Here is a 14,744-nt window from a genome sequence, read left to right on the forward strand (position 1 = left end):
CCTATCTCCACTTCTGATCAACGTTCATGTTGCAGGTGTCGCTGATCCACTCCGGCTTCTCTTTGCGGGGTAACTGACCGCTCACCACAAGGTGGGCCATGGTGTCGCAAATAACCCGGGTGGCCATCAGGGAGGTCATGTCACTGATGTCGTAGGGAGGTGAAACCTCAACGATTTCCAGGCCGCAGACGGGAACGTTGCGCACGATCAGCTCGAGCAGCTTGAGCGCTTCTCGCGGCATCAAGCCACCGGGCTCAGGCCAGCCAGTTCCCGGCACGAAGCCGGCATCGATGCAGTCAATGTCGAAGGAGATGTAGACGCAGTCCGTGCCATCGGTGGCTCGTTCAATGGCGTATTGGGCTGCGGCTTCCAGCCCCATTTCAGTGATGTCGGTCACCGTGAGCACATTGGTGCCCCGCTCCCTGCAGACCTTGACGCCCTCGCGAGGCACTTGCCAACCACCAATGCCCAGCTGCACCAGGTTTTCTGCCGGGGCGTTGGCCATGTTTGTGGCATGGAACCAAGGGCAGGTGTGCATCCGCTCATCAAGGTCGATCTCCTGGGTGTCGACGTGGCGATCGAAATGGATGATTCCCACTTTTTTGTCGCCGAGATGGCGACACACCCCACGCACCGTGGGGAAACCGATCGAGTGGTCGCCACCGAGGATGATCGGGAAGGTGCCGCTCGAGAAGACGTGGGCGATGCCTTTGGAGATCTGATCGAAGCTCTTTTCGTTGTTGGCCGGGATCGTGAAGATGTCACCCACATCGCAGAGGGTGATCTGTTCACGCAGGTCGACACCCATTTCGTAGTTGTAAGGGGTGTAAAGCGCTGATATTCGTCGGATCCCCTGGGGGCCGAAGCGCGTTCCGGGCCGGTAGGTGGTGCCGCAGTCGTGGGGTACACCAACGATGGCGACGTCGTAGTTGCCCACCTGGTTCACATCTTCTAAATAGGGCGCCTTCATGAAGGTGTTGATGCCGGCGAAATGCGGCAGCTCGCCTCTAGAGAAGGTGGAGATGTTGCGGTCAACAATGCTTTCGGCGGCTTCAAGCCCGAAGCGTTTGGCCTGGTCAACTTCTTGCTGCCAGCCAGTGAGTGGAAGCTTGCGTTCTTTCTCGAGTGCCTGCATGCCTTCGCTGGGATACGAACGCTGGAAGGCCCCTGAAGGGTCCGATGGGGATGACATCAAACAAGGGAGTGTGCGTTGAGGCGGTCTCCCGGGCTTTTGTCCCTCCGTGCAACCGGCAAGGCCGGTGGAAACCTCTTGGACCAGGCATCCCCGTGAAGAGATCGGAACCCTAGATTTCATCCGCAATTTAACTGTCTGCGGCTTTGATGCTCTGCGGAGTGTGAACCGCTACAAATGATTGGTGTGGCAGATTTTGCAGAAGATGGCTGTTGGGTAACAACAGCTGCTAACAGCACTTAACAGGCCAATTCGCGTTGTCAATCGTGCTGCTTGGCGTTTGCTCAACACGGATGATTGCTGTGTGTGAATCCTTCGGTGGTCTGCCCAACAAACAGTTGAGTTCTGGTGTGTCGCAGTGGTGGCGCGAACGGGTTCAACATCTAATTGATTGCGGCAGGGCTGAGGATGCTCGCTGCCTTTACCTGGAGTTCGGAGAGGACAGTGCAGGAACGCTGGGCTTCTGAAAAACCCCATAAAAAAGGAGGGTTCCCTAAGCCCTCCCGGAGTCGACGCATTACCCCTCACCGGGGTACGCCAAGTGTTGTGTGCTGAACACTCAAGCGCTGTAAGTGTTGATACTTATTCCTGGCCCCCTTCAATCAAGTTAAGGATTGTTCCTGACGCCGCAGAATCTCATAGGCCTGCCAAAGACCTTCAACGTCAGAGCAAACCGCATGTCGGTTGCAAACGCGGTAGCGGCCCTGGCCGATGGCATCAATGGTGGTGCCTTTGGAGGTGGCACAGATGCGACTGATACTGTCCATGGGATTCGCTCAGTGGATCAAGGATCTACAGCCGTAAGGGGGCTGCATGCACATCTGATTTGCAGTTCTAAATCTCTTCTGCGGGAGAAAAGATCCATGGCTGAAAGCCCATCGCCAAAAACCGGGCTTGGCCCGGTTTTTGTTCAGCTTTTGCTGGCGTTTTGAACGCTCAGGCTTTGGAAGGCTTGGTGGTGAGTGCAGCAGACATGGCGGAAGCCAGGAGCATGCATCCGGCGACGGCCAGGAAACCCATGGTTGAGGGGGGAGGGAACGACATGAGCACCATTCCCACAGCTGGTGTCAGCTTTTGTTGCTGTTGGCACGGAATTCGGAAGAACCTTGCTTCCGACCGGTCTCGGCCGTTTTCAGAGGCATCTCCTGGCGATCAAGACAGGTGGAGCACAGCAGTTTCCCCTTGTTGCGCCAGTACGCCGCCATCGAGCGTTCGATGCGCATGGAGCACCCTTCACAGCGAAATAACGGCATCGACGGCTCCGCGACGCAGCTCTTCTAACGCAACAGTGCGGTTGAACCGGTGCTCTCTGTGACGATGGGTGCGCTTTGCTCGCTCCAGCCTTGTGATGCAGGCCTTTCACGTGTTGCTGCTCATCCTGATGGTGCCTGTCGCTTCTGCCTCAACGGCGTTTCAGCCCTTGGATCGTGTGGAGGGTTGGTTGATCGAGCGACGTCTGGACGACAAACAGGATCCGATCTGCCGTGCGTCTGTGCCAGGACCTGGCACCTGGTTCTCAGCACGGGTTCATTTGGATGCGGACGACGTGATGGTGGTGCCTGCCGGGCTGCATCGGCCAGACGAAACGGGGCTGGAGGCTGTGCGTGATGCGCTCCGGCGTTGTCGCGCCAGTTTTCTCTATTTGTAGTGGATAAAGCTTTGTGGCTGGGGGAGCTGCTGTTCTGAAATCGGGCTATGAAATCAGAGTCGGCAGTTGCAAAATCGTCGACTCCTCACACCACCCGAGCCTCCGCTCAGCGCGGGGGCTTTTTTGACCGATCCCGAAAACCATCTTTTGTTTTTGTGCTCAGCAAAAGTTTTGCGGTTGTGATGTTTTTAACCGCTTGATCTCTGATGTACTGCATCGAGAGGCTTGATAATGGAGGGCAGTGGATCCAAGAGATCTGCTTCAAAACGGAGTTCAAAGCCTTCGTAAACGCCCGCACCAAATCACGCGCCACCTTGAAGACCTATCGCGTGGTGCATGCCACCTGGAATCAGGTGGTCACCGTTGTGCAGGGATCAGCTGAATCACATTGATCTGCCTTACTTCAGGTTCATTCTTTCCGTTGTGATCCCGAAGACTTCAAGTCACTTCCTGAGATGCGGAATGTCCTGAGCCATAACCAGTGGCCTAGGCGTCTGTGGGCATGATCCTCACGCGATATCTCAGCAGTGAAGGTTGGGTGGAGGAGTGTTCCCATGCCAACGCTTTTGATGCCTATATCGATGCACGGCGGCGCTGCGTGCTCCGAGGCTGCCCCTACCTGCTGGTGGATGCAGAGACGGGCAGCACGGTCTCAGTGCTCACGGTGAAACAGTGTTTGCATCAGTACGGCGTGGAGGGGGATTTTCCGGTGTGATCGTTTCAAGGGATCGACGCAAGAGCCGGCAGGATGGCGGTTGCTGAAACCTCCCGATGGCGACATTTCTAGTCACCGGTGCCAACCGTGGGATCGGCTTGGAATACTGCAGGCAGCTCAAGGCCCGGGATGATGACGTGGTGGCGGTTTGCCGTCAAACCAGTGATGAACTCGAGGGTCTGCGGGTGCGGGTGGAAGCCGGCCTTGAGTTGAGCGACAGCCAAGCCATTGATGACCTGGTGCAGCGTCTGGATGGTTTGCCCCTCGATGGCGTCATCCTCAATGCCGGGATTTTGCAGTCGATGGGCCTGATGGATTTGGATCCCACCGGGATTCGACGCCAGTTTGAGGTGAATGCCCTTGCTCCTTTGCTGCTGGCCAGGGCGTTGGTGGATCAGATGCCCAGTGGCGCCAAGTTGGTGCTGATGACCAGCCGCATGGGGTCCATCGACGACAACAGCTCGGGAGGTTCCTATGGCTATCGGATGTCGAAGGTGGCCCTCAACATGGCTGGAAAATCGTTGGCGATTGACCTGGAATCGCGGGGCATCGCCGTGGCGATTTTGCATCCCGGATTGGTGCGCACCCGCATGATTCGCTTCAATCCCAGCGGGATCCCCCCCGAGCAGTCGGTGAAGGGTCTGCTGGCACGGATCGATGGCTTAACCATGGCCACCAGCGGCAGCTTCTGGCATGCCAATGGTGAGTTGTTGCCGTGGTGAGACGGGAGACACGCTTTGGGCTTTGATCCGCGGCATTGGTCTGGTGGACGTCCTGAACAACGGGTCACAAGCAATGTTGAGGCGTTGCTGGCAGAGAACGATGCTTTGCGTCGCGAGGTGTTGCGGCTCAACCGTGAGTTGGAGCGATTGCAACGCCAACGCATTCGCACGCAACCAAGATCCCATCGCCCCTGGAGTGAGCCATCGGCTCAAGCTTCACCGCGGATCAGCAGCCAACAGGTGCAGGCCTGGGGGCAGGCCCTTGCTCAGCAGCCGGGATGGACGGCACTGCGTCAGCGGGGTTTGGAGCTGTTGATTGAGCAGCTAAACCGCATTGGTTTTCCTGCCCACTTAAGCCTTGAACAGCGGTTGGATCGGTTGGTTCCGGGGCTGGGAACAGATCTCCTGGCGGCGGTGGGTGCCAAGCCGAACAAGCAAACAACGGCAGTTCTGGCGGCGTTTGCCTTGTTTGGGGTTCGCGCTAGTGAATGGCTGGATGAGGATTCACAGCGTGTGGTGGAGCAGCTGCGTCAGCGTCAGGAGCAATCCGGTTCCAGACGGCAGGGGCGCCGCACCCGAACAGACCAACGTCAAACCGATCGTCCGGAAAATGGCCATGCCCATGAATCACGCCGTGCAGCTTTAGAGGTGTTGGGCTTGGATGCCAACGCATCCCTGGCGGAGATCAAGCAAGCGCATCGAAAACTGGTGAAGCAGCACCATCCCGATCTCGGTGGTTCTGCTGAGGCGTTTCGACGCGTCAATGAGGCGTATCAGTCGTTGGTTCAGTAACACCTTGGTTCGACAACGCCGCCTTTCCCGTGTTGATCGGTCTTGTCCGATGATTTGAAGGAGCAACAGGTGGTGTTGATGCCGGTGGAAGTTGGTGTGGTGCTGATTGGTGCTGGCTTTGCTGTGGCTGTGTCCCTCGCCGTCGCCGTTTGGTTTGAACGTTGGAAGGCAAGACAGCCCGATCCTGAAGGCGAATGAGCCATAAAAAAAGCCCCGCTTCGGCGGGGCTTGAAAGAGGTCGTCGTGCTGTTGTCAGCGAGCGACTTTCTGACCGCGGTAAACAAGAACAGGGCGCTGAACATCGGAAGCAGCAGCGTTGCTCTGGTTGTACTTCTGGCCGCGATAGGTCAGGGTCATGATGAGTTCCTCGAAGCAAGCTCAGGTCCCCGTTCCATGGCCTGAGTCGAACTGCGCCTCGCCGAAGACGAGGTGAACGTGGTCGCGTAGCAGTTGCTACACACCTCTTACAGAAGGACTGTCAATCCGCGCGTCGTTCGTACCGTTACAAAACAGGAATTCTGTTCGGCTCAGGCTGTTTGATTCAGGCCTTCAAGTGGTTCAAGCGCGTTTGGGAGGTGTGTGCACGGGGCGTGGCTTGAGTTGGGGTGCTTTTTGCGTCATCACAGGCTGAAGATGAACTAAGTCAATTCTGTCGTTGCTGGGATGGTCGGAATGATGGATCGGCTACCGATCTCGAGGTTCCAGATCTGAACCTTCTGGCCCGGACTCAAAGCTTCCATTAATTCGTTGTTCTGCTGAACAGTTCGGCTGCGATTGGGTGATGCTTGATGCTTACTCAATGTGAAGCTGCTGGCGCTCAGAGATGCCATCCGTACGGTATGGACACAACAGTTTTCGCGGTCATGAACAGCTCTCAGAGCAAGGATGATTGGGTGAAGGCGCAGCAGCACAAGTTCCATAAACCCATTGATGTGGACACCTTGATGTGGGTGCGCAATCGCTTGATGCGCTTGGAAGTGGAGGCTCGTTGGGCCGACCGCATCTGTGTGTTTGAAGAGTTCTTCCCCAACGACGCGATCATTCCGCGCATTTAAACCTCCGCCATGTTTTTGACTGTCTTTGGCCAGAAAGGTGGTGTGGCAAAAACCTGCACCAGCATTCATTTGGCTTGTGTTTGGGCTCAGCAGGGCCTACCGGTGTGTGTTGTTGATGCGGATCGCAACCGCTCGGCAACCGCCTATGCCGCCCGAGGTATGCTCCCATACGAGGTGGTGCCTGTGGAGGCTGCAGCAAAGGCCACCCGCCATGCCCAGGTGATCATCACCGACGGGCAGGCCAGCAGCCACGAAGATGAACTCAAGAACCTTTCGGCCGGAGCAGACCTGGTTTTGCTGCCCACCACGCCGCAGGCTAGATCGGTTGAGCTCACCGTTGAGCTCTCCTCAATCCTCAGGCAGATGGACACGAGACATGCCGCGTTGTTGGTGAAGGTGGACAGCCGAAAACAACGGCTTGCCCAGGAAGCGCGCCAAATTTTGGAGGGGTTTGATGTGGATGTGATGCAGGCGGAAATCCCCTTGTTGGCGGCGTTTGAAAAAGCAGAGGTGGAGGGTGTTTGTGTGTCGAATGCTGTGGATGATCGTGGTCGTGCCGATCTGCGCCGCATGGGGGGATGGTCGGCTTACTGCCAGGCCGCTGTTCAGATTCGTGATCGCTTGTTGGCAGCACCGCCTGACGCCGTAAGTGCTTGATCAAGAACCACCTCACTTCCTGCATCGGTCGCCAATCAGACAGATCTTCAGCGCTGCAGCCGCAATCCTTGACGCAGCTGATTGAAGGTTGATGGGACGCAGTTCTTGGTTGAAAAATCCCACCCGTTGCTCAGCAGCATCCACCTGGCAGCCCCAAGCTCAATCTGCTTCTTCTGGTCAGGTGACCGTGAAGCCTTCCTCCGCCGCGGTTCTGCTCAAAACGCCGAGCATCACCAACAAAGCCGCGTGATCGAAGCCGTTGTGATGCTCGCCATCGGTTTGTCGATGGCGAGCGTGGTTCTTGGCAATCTGAACAACGACGAATCCGTCTAGGTTCAAAAGCGCCTGCTTTTGATGACTAACTTGTTGGCCTTTATGCTCGGGCAGCTTGAGATCAGCAATCTCACAGCGGCCTTCCTCCTCCTGGTGGCGGTTGTCTTTGTGGGCAGCTTCGCTGTGGTGTCATTGCAGACCGGTGAGCTGATCAAACCGCTCAAAAAATGACTGACACGTTTGAGCTGAACGGCCGGCAGATCCTTTTGAAAGCATCCAGTGATCGTGTCGTCGCTGAACGGGTGGTGCGTCACATCCAACGGCGCCTTGATGAAGACGACTGGCGTCCCTACACCTGCAAGGCAGATGCCGTTCAAGCTTGGTTTCGTCTCGGCGGGATTCGAGCTCAAGTGCTTAGGGCTTTGAACCTGATCTGATTGCACCCTGAAGCTCAGAACGATCCCAGCAACTGGGTCATCGCTGCTGCAGCGCCGATGCCACCAAAGAACAGCACCAACGGCAGGAACACAGGCCAGCGGACGGCCGTATCGGAAGCCATAAAACGATTTCATCTACGGGCGACGTTATTCATTTCTTCTTCTCTGTGGCGATGGCGACCTTTTCCTCTCCAGAGCTGCATGATGTGAGGCTCACCCAAGCCTCTCTCTCTGTGGTCGATGCCTGAGCCATCCAAGGCCGCTAACGCTGATGCTTCCCATGTGATGGTGATCGGTGCTGGCTGGGCTGGCTGGGGTGCAGCCAAAGTCCTCTGTGAAGCCGGTGTTCGCGTCACCCTCGTCGATGGCATGTCGGATCCCACGGGACGGACGCCGATGCGCACCGCCAGCGGTAAACCCTTCGAAGCCGGCACCCGGGGCTTTTGGAGGGATTACCCCAACATCAATGCGCTGACCGATGAGCTTGGGCTCACCCATGCGTTCACTGAATTCACCACCAGCGCCTTCTGGTCTCCCACCGGTCTTGAGGCCACCGCGCCGGTGTTCGGTGATGGGCTGCAGCTGCCCAGTCCCCTGGGCCAGGCCATGGCAACAATCAAGAACTTCAAGCGACTGCCTTTTGCCGATCGCCTGAGCATTGCCGGCCTTTTGGTGGCGATGCTGGATCTGAATCGCAACGAGGAGACCTTCCGGCGCTACGACGCCATCGATGCGTTGACCCTGTTCCGCCAACTGGGAATCACGGAGCGGATGATCGACGAATTCTTGCGTCCGATTCTTTTGGTGGGGCTGTTCAAGCCACCGGAGGAATTATCGGCAGCCGTCACCATGGAGCTGCTCTACTACTACGCCCTGGCGCATCAAGATTCCTTTGATGTGCGCTGGATTCGTTCCGGCAGCATCGCCGAGCAGCTGATCGCTCCCCTGGCGGAACGCTTGCTCAACTCTGGTCTGCTAACCGTTTTGGGAGGAACGTTGGCCACGCGCCTGAATCTTGATCAGCCAGGCGAAGCGATTCGGTCGGTGGAGATTCGCTTCAAAGCGACAGGACGCTCCAGCCTTGTTGATGACGTTGATGCGGTTGTGCTGGCGGTGGGTGCCAAGGGCATGCATGCCCTGATGGCGGAGTCGCCGCACTGCATTGATGTGCTGCCGGAGCTGGCGGCTGCTGGCGGTTTGGGGGCGATTGATGTGGTGTCGGTGCGGTTGTGGCTGGATCGCACCATCGCGGTCGCCGATCCCGCCAATGTCTTCTCGCGCTTTGATGCCTTGCAGGGTGCGGGCGCCACTTTTTTCATGCTCGATCAGCTGCAGAACGCTGATCAAGATGCACTCTGGGGCGGCGGCGAGCCCCAGGGCTCCGTGGTGGCCAGCGACTTCTACAACGCCACGGCGATCGCAGCCTTGAGTGATCAGGAGATCGTCGACACCCTGCTGAATCAGCTGTTGCCCCAAACGGTGCCAGCCTTTCGGCTTGCCCAGGTGCTGGAGTTTGAGGTGCGCCGTTACCCGGGCTCGGTGTCGTTGTTCTCCCCCGGCAGTTTCAGCCAACGGCCGCCGTTGCAGACGGCACTTCCATCTGTGGTCTGCGCTGGCGATTGGGTGCGGATGGGCGAACACGAGCACGGTGCCAAGGGGCTTTGCCAGGAACGGGCCTACGTCTGTGGTCTTGAGGCAGCCAATGCACTGGTGCGCAGTAGGGTTGTGAGGGGGGCGAATGCATCAAGGCGCCAAGAGCACCCGGTGCGTCCGATCCGTCCTGAAGAACCCCAGGTGCTGTTGGGCCGGGCCCTCAACAAGCTTGTGATGGATCCCTTGGAGGCTTTCGGGATCCGTTGGCCTTGGCTGGCCTGAGCTCAGAAATTCAGTTGACCTGAAAGCCAGAGTTCCTGCCAAGACCCTGCGGCTGAGGCATTCAGCGCCATCAGGATGGTCACGCTGATGCCACCCAGGGTGAGCCCCACCCCCATCATGATCAGGACGGTCAGTCCTTCCGCTTCGGTGAGCGGTTGCTTTTCGAGAAAGCGACGCTTGGCCATGGCTGCTGATCCGATGCACCAGTTCTGCATCGGCCAAAGGGCACTTGGCAACCGGCCGTATCACTCATTCACGCAGAGCTGCGGGGGGATGACTCAGCGTTGCTTAGGTTGCTGGCCTTTGCTTGACGCCGCCCCGATGGGTTACATCATGCAGCCATGACTGGTTTGATCTGTGGCATGACCGCCCTGTGGCTCCACGCCTGGTGGTGTTGCAGAACAACCAATTCGCCTGCGGTCAAACGCAGCTGGCCATATCCGCGCTCGTGGAAAAACAGCGCCGATCTGTATGCGAGGCCCTGTCGCCGTCACCGTCATCTCAGGGCGCGCACGCAACTCAGTGCACGCAGCCGCCGCGGCATCCCCGGCAGAACTCCTGTCTTGGTAGCTCATGCTACCGAAAACGCTTAAGTTGGCTCGTCTGAATTTTTCCGTTGAATGGCAGCCAATCGGTCGAGGCCAGCAGTGAGAAGCGCCGTCAGCAGCTGATGGGAGTGTCGTTTGTGGCTGCGGCGGTTGGCGTTCTGGCGTTGTTGACGATCCGTCTTGGCACCTGTTGCTCTTGGCTCGGTTCGCACTGACCTTTTCGCGTTGGCAGCTGGAGCTCAGTGGTGTTATGTGCCTCGGCAAGGCTGCTCCTGCCACCAGATGTGGTGTCCTCAGCCCTTGATTGTGGGTGCAGGGCCGGTATGTTTCATTCGTTCCCCATCACCTGGCTTCAGCCCATGCGGCTGAGGCTTTTTTATTGCCTTGTTTCAAACGTTGTATCCAGGCAGACCAACTTTCGATTGTCTTAAGTGACATCGCTTGGTGGCAACGGCCACATCGATATCACGTTCCTTAAGTTGATGAGCCGCGTCCTCCCTTGATGTCTCCTGCTGAATTGTCGAGCATCAAATGGGAGCAAGATGGTGAGATGTCTGCCCAAGACACCTGGACTCTTGTGAAGAAGCTCACCAAGGTGGAAGAGCAAGACAAGGCATCCAACCTGTTGCATCTGTCGTCGAAACACAGCCATTCCAAGCGGTCCAGTCGCCGCTGAGCCGGATCTTTTCCTCGTGCGGGTTGTTGGCTCGTTCGATCTGTGCGTGCGCTCGGCCTCTTCTTTCAGCTTGATCCCCCAGTTGAGGGGGGGAGAAACCCTGGGAACTCCCTCAATTGAGGGATTGATGCAAGTCATTCGCCTGGGACGCACCTGGCTTCATTGGCGCCGGGGTGGATGGTCTTAACCGATACATAAACGACCCTTGGCTAGCTCTTACCGACACCGTGATTCCGGGCCCATAGCGTAAGGCCGCTGGCATGTCTTGCCGGCACTTTTCTCTTGGTGTGAGAACCCAAAATGAAGCTTTTCCAGCAACTGCTGGTGGCTCCTGCTGCCCTTGGCCTTCTGGCCCCTTTGGCTGTTGTCAACAGCCCAGCAGCCAATGCCGCCGAGCTGAACATCAACGACGTTTCTGATTACGCGGCTACTGCCAGTGGCAACAGCCTTGATCAGGTCACCAGCGTTACCCAATTCTCTGACGTTTACCCCACCGACTGGGCCTATCAGGCTCTGGCCAACCTGGTGGAGACCTACGGCTGCGTCGCCGGCTACCCCAACGGCACCTTCCGTGGCAACCGGGCGATGACCCGCTACGAAGCGGCTGCCCTGCTGAACGCCTGCCTCGACCGGATCACTGAAGTGACCGACGAGCTGCGTCGCCTGCTCAAGGAATTCGAAACCGAGCTGGCCATCCTCAAGGGTCGCGTTGACGGCCTCGAGGCCCGCGTCGGCGAACTGGAAGCCACCCAGTTCTCCACCACCACCAAGCTCAGTGGCACAAGTAACTGGGTGGCTGGTGCGACACGCGCCAAAGGTGACAACTACAACACCGGTGGAGAGAAGGGTGCCCGTGATGACTGGAACGCGAAATATGGCGGCTTCTCCTTCAGCTATGACGTGCGTCTTGCGCTGAAGACCTCTTTCAGCGGCAAGGATCTGCTGTACACCCGTCTGCGCGCCGGCAACATGGGCGACAGCAGCGTGTGGGACGGCAACGGCGTTCCTATGAACAAACTCGACACCGCTGCCCCCGGCGGCAACATCGTCGAGATTGATCGCCTCTACTACCGCTTCCCCCTCGGCGACAGCTTCACGGTCCAGGCCGGCCCTCTGACCCGGAACACCGAGATGATGGGCTACAAGGCCAGCGCCTACGGCAAGGGCGGCAGCAAGATCCTTGATTTCTTCGGTGGTTCCCTGGGTACCCCCGGCGTCTGGAACAAGGAGACCGGCGGTGGCTTCGGTGCCATCTACAGCAACAAGAAGCAAGTGGAGAAGGGCAACCCCTACTTCACCGTGGCTGCTAACTACGTTGCCGATTCCGGAGAGGCCAATGACAGCAACCCCAACACGGGTGGCTTCATGACCGATAACTCCGAAGGCAACATCACCACGCAGATTGCCTACGGCAACAAGCAGTGGGGCTTGGCCGCCGGTTATCGCTACGGCCAGTGTGGTGCCAAGTTCCGCACCGCCACTGAGTACGCCGCTGGCGATAAATTCGGCACCCCTTGCACCGTTGGTGATGCTGACAAGCGCAGCAATGCTGACAGCCACAGCTGGTCTGCCCACGCCTTCTGGCGTCCTGAAGATTCCAGCTGGATGCCTTCCATTAGCGCTGGTGTTGGTGCCTCTTACCTCAACGGCAACGGCAACTGGGACGACAACACCAACAAGCGGGCCAGGGCCACAGCGTCATGGGCGCCGAGGAACACACCCTCGTAGTCCTCACCCTTGGTGAGGCCATTCTCTTTGAGGGTCAGTTCCGGGAACAGACGGCTGGAGGTTGAGGCTGGATCTCCAAAGGCAAAGGTTTTGCCTTTGATCGTCTCAAAGTCGGTTACACCGGCTTCGGTGTTGCCGATCAGGCATGACTGGTAGGTCTTGGTGCCGCCCTTGATCCGAGCGGCGAATGGTTCGATCTCGCTCTTGGTCTTGGCAAGCACGTAGGACAGCGGTCCGAAGTAGGCCAGGTCGAGGCGATCGTTGCGAGCCGCCTCGATCATTGAGGAGTAATCGGTGGTGACCACCAGTTCGATGTCCTTGCCGAGCTCCTGGTTGAGGTAATCCTTCAGCCCTTGATTGTCCTGAATCACCGTTGCGGCATTTTCATCCGGTATTAGGGCAACAATCAGCTTGTCAGGATCACTGGAGTCGGCAGAATGACCAGTTGTTGTTTGGCTGGAGCAACCAGTCAGAACAATCGCAGCAGAGGCAAAAGCAACGGCTGAAAAACGCGCAGCTTGGGACAACATGGTGATGAAGTGAAGAGCAAGCCTGAAGTCGAGACGGCGGATGTTTAGGTGACCGCTGCCTCGAGCTTGTGGCGATACAGGGCGTGAATCTCGCTTTCTTCCAGCTTCGTGGAGTGTTGGTTGCAAATGATGCAACCAGCGGCCATGCCAATGATTCGATCAGCAAATTGGCGTGCGAATTCCACCTGGTGAAGGCTGACCAGAACAGCAATTCGGTCGCGTTGGCAGATGTCTTTCAACAGCGAAAGAATCTGCACTGAACTTTCCGGATCCAGGCTGGCGATCGGTTCGTCCGCGAGAATCAAACGGGGTTCCTGCACAAGGGCCCGAGCGATTCCAACGCGTTGCTGCTGGCCGCCGCTGAGGTCTTTGACGCGGGACAGTGCTTTATCAATCAAACCAACACGCTCCAGGGCTGAGAGAGCTTTTTGGCGATCGCTCTCCGGAAGTGGAAGCAGTGAACGCAGGAAAGAGTGGTATCCCAAGCGCCCCATTAGCACGTTGTCGAGGACCGATAAGCGGTCAATGAGCTGGTGCTGCTGGAACACCATTGCGGTGTCCCGTCGGTGGGTGCGGAGTTGGCGGTTGGTGCTGGCGCTGATCTCTCCGTGGTGCCGTGATTGGATGCTTCCCGAACAGGGTTGAACCAACCCATTTAGGGAGCGAAGCAGTGTTGATTTTCCGGCCCCAGAGGAGCCCAGAAGAACAACGAATTCTCCATCTTGGAGCGAGAAACTAATATCTTGGACTGCGAAATTGTTTTCCCCGAATGAAACCGACAATTGCTGGATGCTTAACAGCTCTTTCATTGCCTTGTTCTGCAAAGAACTTACTTAGAAAATCTAACCTTCATCTGGCGCTGACAATTAACAAATGAATAAGACTTGGTAGAGGTTTGCTTATTTCTCTTCAGTCTTTTTTATTTCTTGGCCTAACCTTATTGCATTCATAACCTTTGGGGCTGTTTGATGCATTGCCTTTGAACGTGACTGGGTTTGTCATCAGCTCATTCTTCCGGTATCCTCTTGTTCGTTTCGTGGGTTCACCCAATCAGGAGTCTGGAGCTTGTATGAGTTGCCCCTCTTCCTCAACGTCTGCGATGCGCCCGGAGGTTGATCACTGTGTTGATCGCTGCGAGTACAACCAGAAGCGTGAGGCAAACCGATTTGTAATCCAACTGGGCCAGGCCGAAGCCAACACACTCTCATGCTGGGCCTCGTGATCATGCATGACTGTGGTGTAGGAGTTGATCAAGACTCCGCATCACGAATCCGATGTTTCGTTGACGCAAAAGCGCAACAAAGTTGTTTAGGAAGTCGCTTGGACTGAGCAAGGTCAAGTTCCTGTAGCTCACCTTCGCTAATGGCCTAGTGATTGGTTACGTCCTGGCGTTTCTGGCTCACCGTTAACGCTTGATCAGAGGGGATCGGCACAACACCGTTGTGTTGTAGGTGAAGTGCGACCGCCCCTGGGCCCCACACGATGCCCGCTGCCAGCAGCCACGACCAGAACGGTGATCTCAAGAGTAGGTCTTGCAAGGGTTCCTGCCCAGATCAGTGCTATTTACGGCCTGAAGGTCAAGGCTTGATTGCAACGTGATTAAGAGATCCGCATAGGCATGAATCCCCTGGCGTTATGAGGTGGTAGAGATAAATGATTGGTTAAAAGGTGGTTGTAATGAATCCGCTAAAGCAATTTCTGAAGCTGCATCGCCTTGAGCTTGAGGCTCGAGCGTGCGTTGATCGCTCTTCCGCACAGAAGCTGATCAGAAAAGCAGAGAAGGCCAAGCGGAAGCTTGAAGGCTCCCGCTGCTACTGAGATCAGGCTTTTAGGCAAAAATCCCTGCGGGTATTAAAGTGTACAAAACGATACATAAGCGGTCTGGTGCGGGCGACA

General features: G+C 57.0%; 23 protein-coding genes and 1 riboswitch. Of the genes, 16 read left to right on the forward strand and 7 right to left on the reverse strand.

Annotation, left to right across the window (positions count from 1 at the left end; genetic code table 11):
- Position 1: 1 nt before the first annotated feature.
- Complete coding sequence (speB, locus tag SYNCC9605_RS05475; RefSeq protein WP_011364061.1) at positions 2 to 1,192, reverse strand: agmatinase; 1,191 nt, start codon at positions 1,190 to 1,192, stop codon at positions 2 to 4.
- A gap of 26 nt (positions 1,193 to 1,218) precedes the next feature.
- A riboswitch (guanidine-I (ykkC/yxkD leader) is annotated at positions 1,219 to 1,319 on the reverse strand.
- A gap of 166 nt (positions 1,320 to 1,485) precedes the next feature.
- On the opposite strand from speB, the gene SYNCC9605_RS14595 reads away from it, so the two are divergent.
- The gene (locus tag SYNCC9605_RS14595) at positions 1,486 to 1,659 is read left to right on the forward strand and encodes a hypothetical protein (RefSeq protein ID WP_156783013.1); all 174 of its coding nucleotides are present in this window, start codon (positions 1,486 to 1,488) and stop codon (positions 1,657 to 1,659) included.
- A 135-nt stretch (positions 1,660 to 1,794) separates the two neighbouring features.
- Here the strand turns inward: SYNCC9605_RS14595 and SYNCC9605_RS15105 are convergent, their stop codons facing one another.
- Together SYNCC9605_RS15105 and SYNCC9605_RS05480 are read right to left on the reverse strand one after the other, a co-directional pair.
- Positions 1,795 to 1,959, reverse strand: a complete 165-nt coding sequence (locus SYNCC9605_RS15105) for a hypothetical protein (RefSeq protein ID WP_198002483.1) — start codon at positions 1,957 to 1,959, stop codon at positions 1,795 to 1,797.
- Positions 1,960 to 2,259: 300 nt separating this feature from the next.
- Entirely contained in the window at positions 2,260 to 2,415 is a 156-nt protein-coding gene (locus SYNCC9605_RS05480) for a hypothetical protein (protein ID WP_156783014.1), read from the reverse strand.
- A 125-nt stretch (positions 2,416 to 2,540) separates the two neighbouring features.
- Between SYNCC9605_RS05480 and SYNCC9605_RS05485 the strand changes: the two genes are divergently transcribed.
- The 6 genes from SYNCC9605_RS05485 to SYNCC9605_RS14600 all read left to right on the forward strand — a co-directional run bounded on the left by SYNCC9605_RS05485 (position 2,541) and on the right by SYNCC9605_RS14600 (position 5,267).
- A complete protein-coding gene (locus SYNCC9605_RS05485; RefSeq protein ID WP_083757089.1) occupies positions 2,541 to 2,840 on the forward strand; it encodes a hypothetical protein in 300 nt (99 codons plus the stop codon).
- A gap of 206 nt (positions 2,841 to 3,046) precedes the next feature.
- A complete protein-coding gene (locus tag SYNCC9605_RS05490; RefSeq protein WP_041434630.1) occupies positions 3,047 to 3,232 on the forward strand; it encodes a hypothetical protein in 186 nt (61 codons plus the stop codon).
- Between the two features lie 110 nt (positions 3,233 to 3,342).
- Positions 3,343 to 3,555, forward strand: a complete 213-nt coding sequence (locus SYNCC9605_RS05495; RefSeq protein WP_011364065.1) for a hypothetical protein — start codon at positions 3,343 to 3,345, stop codon at positions 3,553 to 3,555.
- 56 nt (positions 3,556 to 3,611) lie between these two features.
- Positions 3,612 to 4,277, forward strand: a complete 666-nt coding sequence (locus SYNCC9605_RS05500) for an SDR family oxidoreductase (RefSeq protein ID WP_011364066.1) — start codon at positions 3,612 to 3,614, stop codon at positions 4,275 to 4,277.
- Between the two features lie 15 nt (positions 4,278 to 4,292).
- Entirely contained in the window at positions 4,293 to 5,069 is a 777-nt protein-coding gene (locus tag SYNCC9605_RS05505; RefSeq protein ID WP_011364067.1) for a J domain-containing protein, read from the forward strand.
- A 42-nt stretch (positions 5,070 to 5,111) separates the two neighbouring features.
- Positions 5,112 to 5,267, forward strand: coding sequence for a hypothetical protein (locus tag SYNCC9605_RS14600; RefSeq protein WP_156783015.1), 156 nt, complete (start codon positions 5,112 to 5,114; stop codon positions 5,265 to 5,267).
- Positions 5,268 to 5,321: 54 nt separating this feature from the next.
- Here SYNCC9605_RS14600 and SYNCC9605_RS14605 read toward each other — a convergent pair whose 3' ends face one another.
- The gene (locus SYNCC9605_RS14605; RefSeq protein ID WP_071813014.1) at positions 5,322 to 5,426 is read right to left on the reverse strand and encodes a DUF4278 domain-containing protein; all 105 of its coding nucleotides are present in this window, start codon (positions 5,424 to 5,426) and stop codon (positions 5,322 to 5,324) included.
- 506 nt (positions 5,427 to 5,932) lie between these two features.
- Here SYNCC9605_RS14605 and SYNCC9605_RS05510 point away from each other — a divergent pair.
- From SYNCC9605_RS05510 to SYNCC9605_RS05530, 6 genes are all read left to right on the forward strand, one after another.
- Positions 5,933 to 6,124, forward strand: coding sequence for a hypothetical protein (locus SYNCC9605_RS05510; RefSeq protein WP_244272209.1), 192 nt, complete (start codon positions 5,933 to 5,935; stop codon positions 6,122 to 6,124).
- A 9-nt stretch (positions 6,125 to 6,133) separates the two neighbouring features.
- Positions 6,134 to 6,781, forward strand: coding sequence for a ParA family protein (locus tag SYNCC9605_RS05515; RefSeq protein WP_041434632.1), 648 nt, complete (start codon positions 6,134 to 6,136; stop codon positions 6,779 to 6,781).
- A gap of 126 nt (positions 6,782 to 6,907) precedes the next feature.
- Entirely contained in the window at positions 6,908 to 7,114 is a 207-nt protein-coding gene (locus SYNCC9605_RS05520) for a hypothetical protein (RefSeq protein WP_257929955.1), read from the forward strand.
- Between the two features lie 42 nt (positions 7,115 to 7,156).
- Positions 7,157 to 7,285: a hypothetical protein gene (locus SYNCC9605_RS15110; protein WP_257929956.1), complete on the forward strand. Its 129-nt coding sequence runs from the start codon at positions 7,157 to 7,159 to the stop codon at positions 7,283 to 7,285.
- The gene (locus SYNCC9605_RS05525) at positions 7,282 to 7,491 is read left to right on the forward strand and encodes a hypothetical protein (protein WP_041434637.1); all 210 of its coding nucleotides are present in this window, start codon (positions 7,282 to 7,284) and stop codon (positions 7,489 to 7,491) included. The genes SYNCC9605_RS15110 and SYNCC9605_RS05525 overlap by 4 nt, the downstream gene beginning before the upstream one ends.
- Positions 7,492 to 7,731: 240 nt before the next feature.
- Positions 7,732 to 9,366 (forward strand): hydroxysqualene dehydroxylase, encoded by a 1,635-nt coding sequence (locus SYNCC9605_RS05530; protein WP_011364072.1) that lies wholly within the window; start codon positions 7,732 to 7,734, stop codon positions 9,364 to 9,366.
- A gap of 2 nt (positions 9,367 to 9,368) precedes the next feature.
- On the opposite strand, the gene SYNCC9605_RS05535 is transcribed toward SYNCC9605_RS05530, so the two are convergent.
- Complete coding sequence (locus SYNCC9605_RS05535; protein WP_156783018.1) at positions 9,369 to 9,551, reverse strand: hypothetical protein; 183 nt, start codon at positions 9,549 to 9,551, stop codon at positions 9,369 to 9,371.
- A gap of 431 nt (positions 9,552 to 9,982) precedes the next feature.
- On the opposite strand from SYNCC9605_RS05535, the gene SYNCC9605_RS14610 reads away from it, so the two are divergent.
- The 3 genes from SYNCC9605_RS14610 to SYNCC9605_RS05540 all read left to right on the forward strand — a co-directional run bounded on the left by SYNCC9605_RS14610 (position 9,983) and on the right by SYNCC9605_RS05540 (position 12,318).
- Positions 9,983 to 10,129: a hypothetical protein gene (locus SYNCC9605_RS14610; protein ID WP_156783019.1), complete on the forward strand. Its 147-nt coding sequence runs from the start codon at positions 9,983 to 9,985 to the stop codon at positions 10,127 to 10,129.
- Positions 10,130 to 10,416: 287 nt separating this feature from the next.
- Entirely contained in the window at positions 10,417 to 10,590 is a 174-nt protein-coding gene (locus SYNCC9605_RS15395; RefSeq protein WP_257929957.1) for a hypothetical protein, read from the forward strand.
- A gap of 300 nt (positions 10,591 to 10,890) precedes the next feature.
- Positions 10,891 to 12,318, forward strand: a complete 1,428-nt coding sequence (locus SYNCC9605_RS05540) for an iron uptake porin (protein ID WP_011364074.1) — start codon at positions 10,891 to 10,893, stop codon at positions 12,316 to 12,318.
- On the opposite strand, the gene phnD is transcribed toward SYNCC9605_RS05540, so the two are convergent.
- Positions 12,228 to 12,848 carry a phosphate/phosphite/phosphonate ABC transporter substrate-binding protein gene (gene phnD / locus SYNCC9605_RS13800; protein ID WP_011364075.1) on the reverse strand — a complete coding sequence of 207 codons (621 nt, stop codon included), beginning with the start codon at positions 12,846 to 12,848 and terminating at the stop codon, positions 12,228 to 12,230. The genes SYNCC9605_RS05540 and phnD overlap by 91 nt on opposite strands.
- 44 nt (positions 12,849 to 12,892) lie before the next feature.
- Entirely contained in the window at positions 12,893 to 13,657 is a 765-nt protein-coding gene (phnC, locus tag SYNCC9605_RS05545; RefSeq protein WP_011364076.1) for a phosphonate ABC transporter ATP-binding protein, read from the reverse strand.
- Positions 13,658 to 14,744 lie beyond the last annotated feature (1,087 nt).

It is taken from the genome of Synechococcus sp. CC9605 (genome assembly GCF_000012625.1).
Lineage (GTDB): Bacteria > Cyanobacteriota > Cyanobacteriia > PCC-6307 > Cyanobiaceae > Parasynechococcus.

Bases quoted from the DNA above. Each gene is read 5' to 3' on its own strand.
- SYNCC9605_RS14595 (WP_156783013.1), top strand. From the start codon at position 1,486: ATGATTGCTGTGTGTGAATCCTTCGGTGGTCTGCCCAACAAACAGTTG.
- phnD (WP_011364075.1), bottom strand. From the start codon at position 12,848: ATGTTGTCCCAAGCTGCGCGTTTTTCAGCCGTTGCTTTTGCCTCTGCT.
- SYNCC9605_RS05495 (WP_011364065.1), top strand. From the start codon at position 3,343: ATGATCCTCACGCGATATCTCAGCAGTGAAGGTTGGGTGGAGGAGTGT.
- speB (WP_011364061.1), bottom strand. From the start codon at position 1,192: ATGTCATCCCCATCGGACCCTTCAGGGGCCTTCCAGCGTTCGTATCCC.
- SYNCC9605_RS05515 (WP_041434632.1), top strand. From the start codon at position 6,134: ATGTTTTTGACTGTCTTTGGCCAGAAAGGTGGTGTGGCAAAAACCTGC.
- SYNCC9605_RS05490 (WP_041434630.1), top strand. From the start codon at position 3,047: ATGTACTGCATCGAGAGGCTTGATAATGGAGGGCAGTGGATCCAAGAG.
- SYNCC9605_RS05485 (WP_083757089.1), top strand. From the start codon at position 2,541: ATGCAGGCCTTTCACGTGTTGCTGCTCATCCTGATGGTGCCTGTCGCT.
- SYNCC9605_RS05500 (WP_011364066.1), top strand. From the start codon at position 3,612: ATGGCGACATTTCTAGTCACCGGTGCCAACCGTGGGATCGGCTTGGAA.
- SYNCC9605_RS05530 (WP_011364072.1), top strand. From the start codon at position 7,732: ATGCCTGAGCCATCCAAGGCCGCTAACGCTGATGCTTCCCATGTGATG.
- SYNCC9605_RS15105 (WP_198002483.1), bottom strand. From the start codon at position 1,959: ATGGACAGTATCAGTCGCATCTGTGCCACCTCCAAAGGCACCACCATT.
- SYNCC9605_RS05525 (WP_041434637.1), top strand. From the start codon at position 7,282: ATGACTGACACGTTTGAGCTGAACGGCCGGCAGATCCTTTTGAAAGCA.
- phnC (WP_011364076.1), bottom strand. From the start codon at position 13,657: ATGAAAGAGCTGTTAAGCATCCAGCAATTGTCGGTTTCATTCGGGGAA.
- SYNCC9605_RS05540 (WP_011364074.1), top strand. From the start codon at position 10,891: ATGAAGCTTTTCCAGCAACTGCTGGTGGCTCCTGCTGCCCTTGGCCTT.
- SYNCC9605_RS15395 (WP_257929957.1), top strand. From the start codon at position 10,417: ATGTCTCCTGCTGAATTGTCGAGCATCAAATGGGAGCAAGATGGTGAG.
- SYNCC9605_RS15110 (WP_257929956.1), top strand. From the start codon at position 7,157: ATGCTCGGGCAGCTTGAGATCAGCAATCTCACAGCGGCCTTCCTCCTC.
- SYNCC9605_RS05535 (WP_156783018.1), bottom strand. From the start codon at position 9,551: ATGGCCAAGCGTCGCTTTCTCGAAAAGCAACCGCTCACCGAAGCGGAA.
- SYNCC9605_RS14605 (WP_071813014.1), bottom strand. From the start codon at position 5,426: ATGACCCTGACCTATCGCGGCCAGAAGTACAACCAGAGCAACGCTGCT.
- SYNCC9605_RS05480 (WP_156783014.1), bottom strand. From the start codon at position 2,415: ATGCGCATCGAACGCTCGATGGCGGCGTACTGGCGCAACAAGGGGAAA.
- SYNCC9605_RS05510 (WP_244272209.1), top strand. From the start codon at position 5,933: ATGAACAGCTCTCAGAGCAAGGATGATTGGGTGAAGGCGCAGCAGCAC.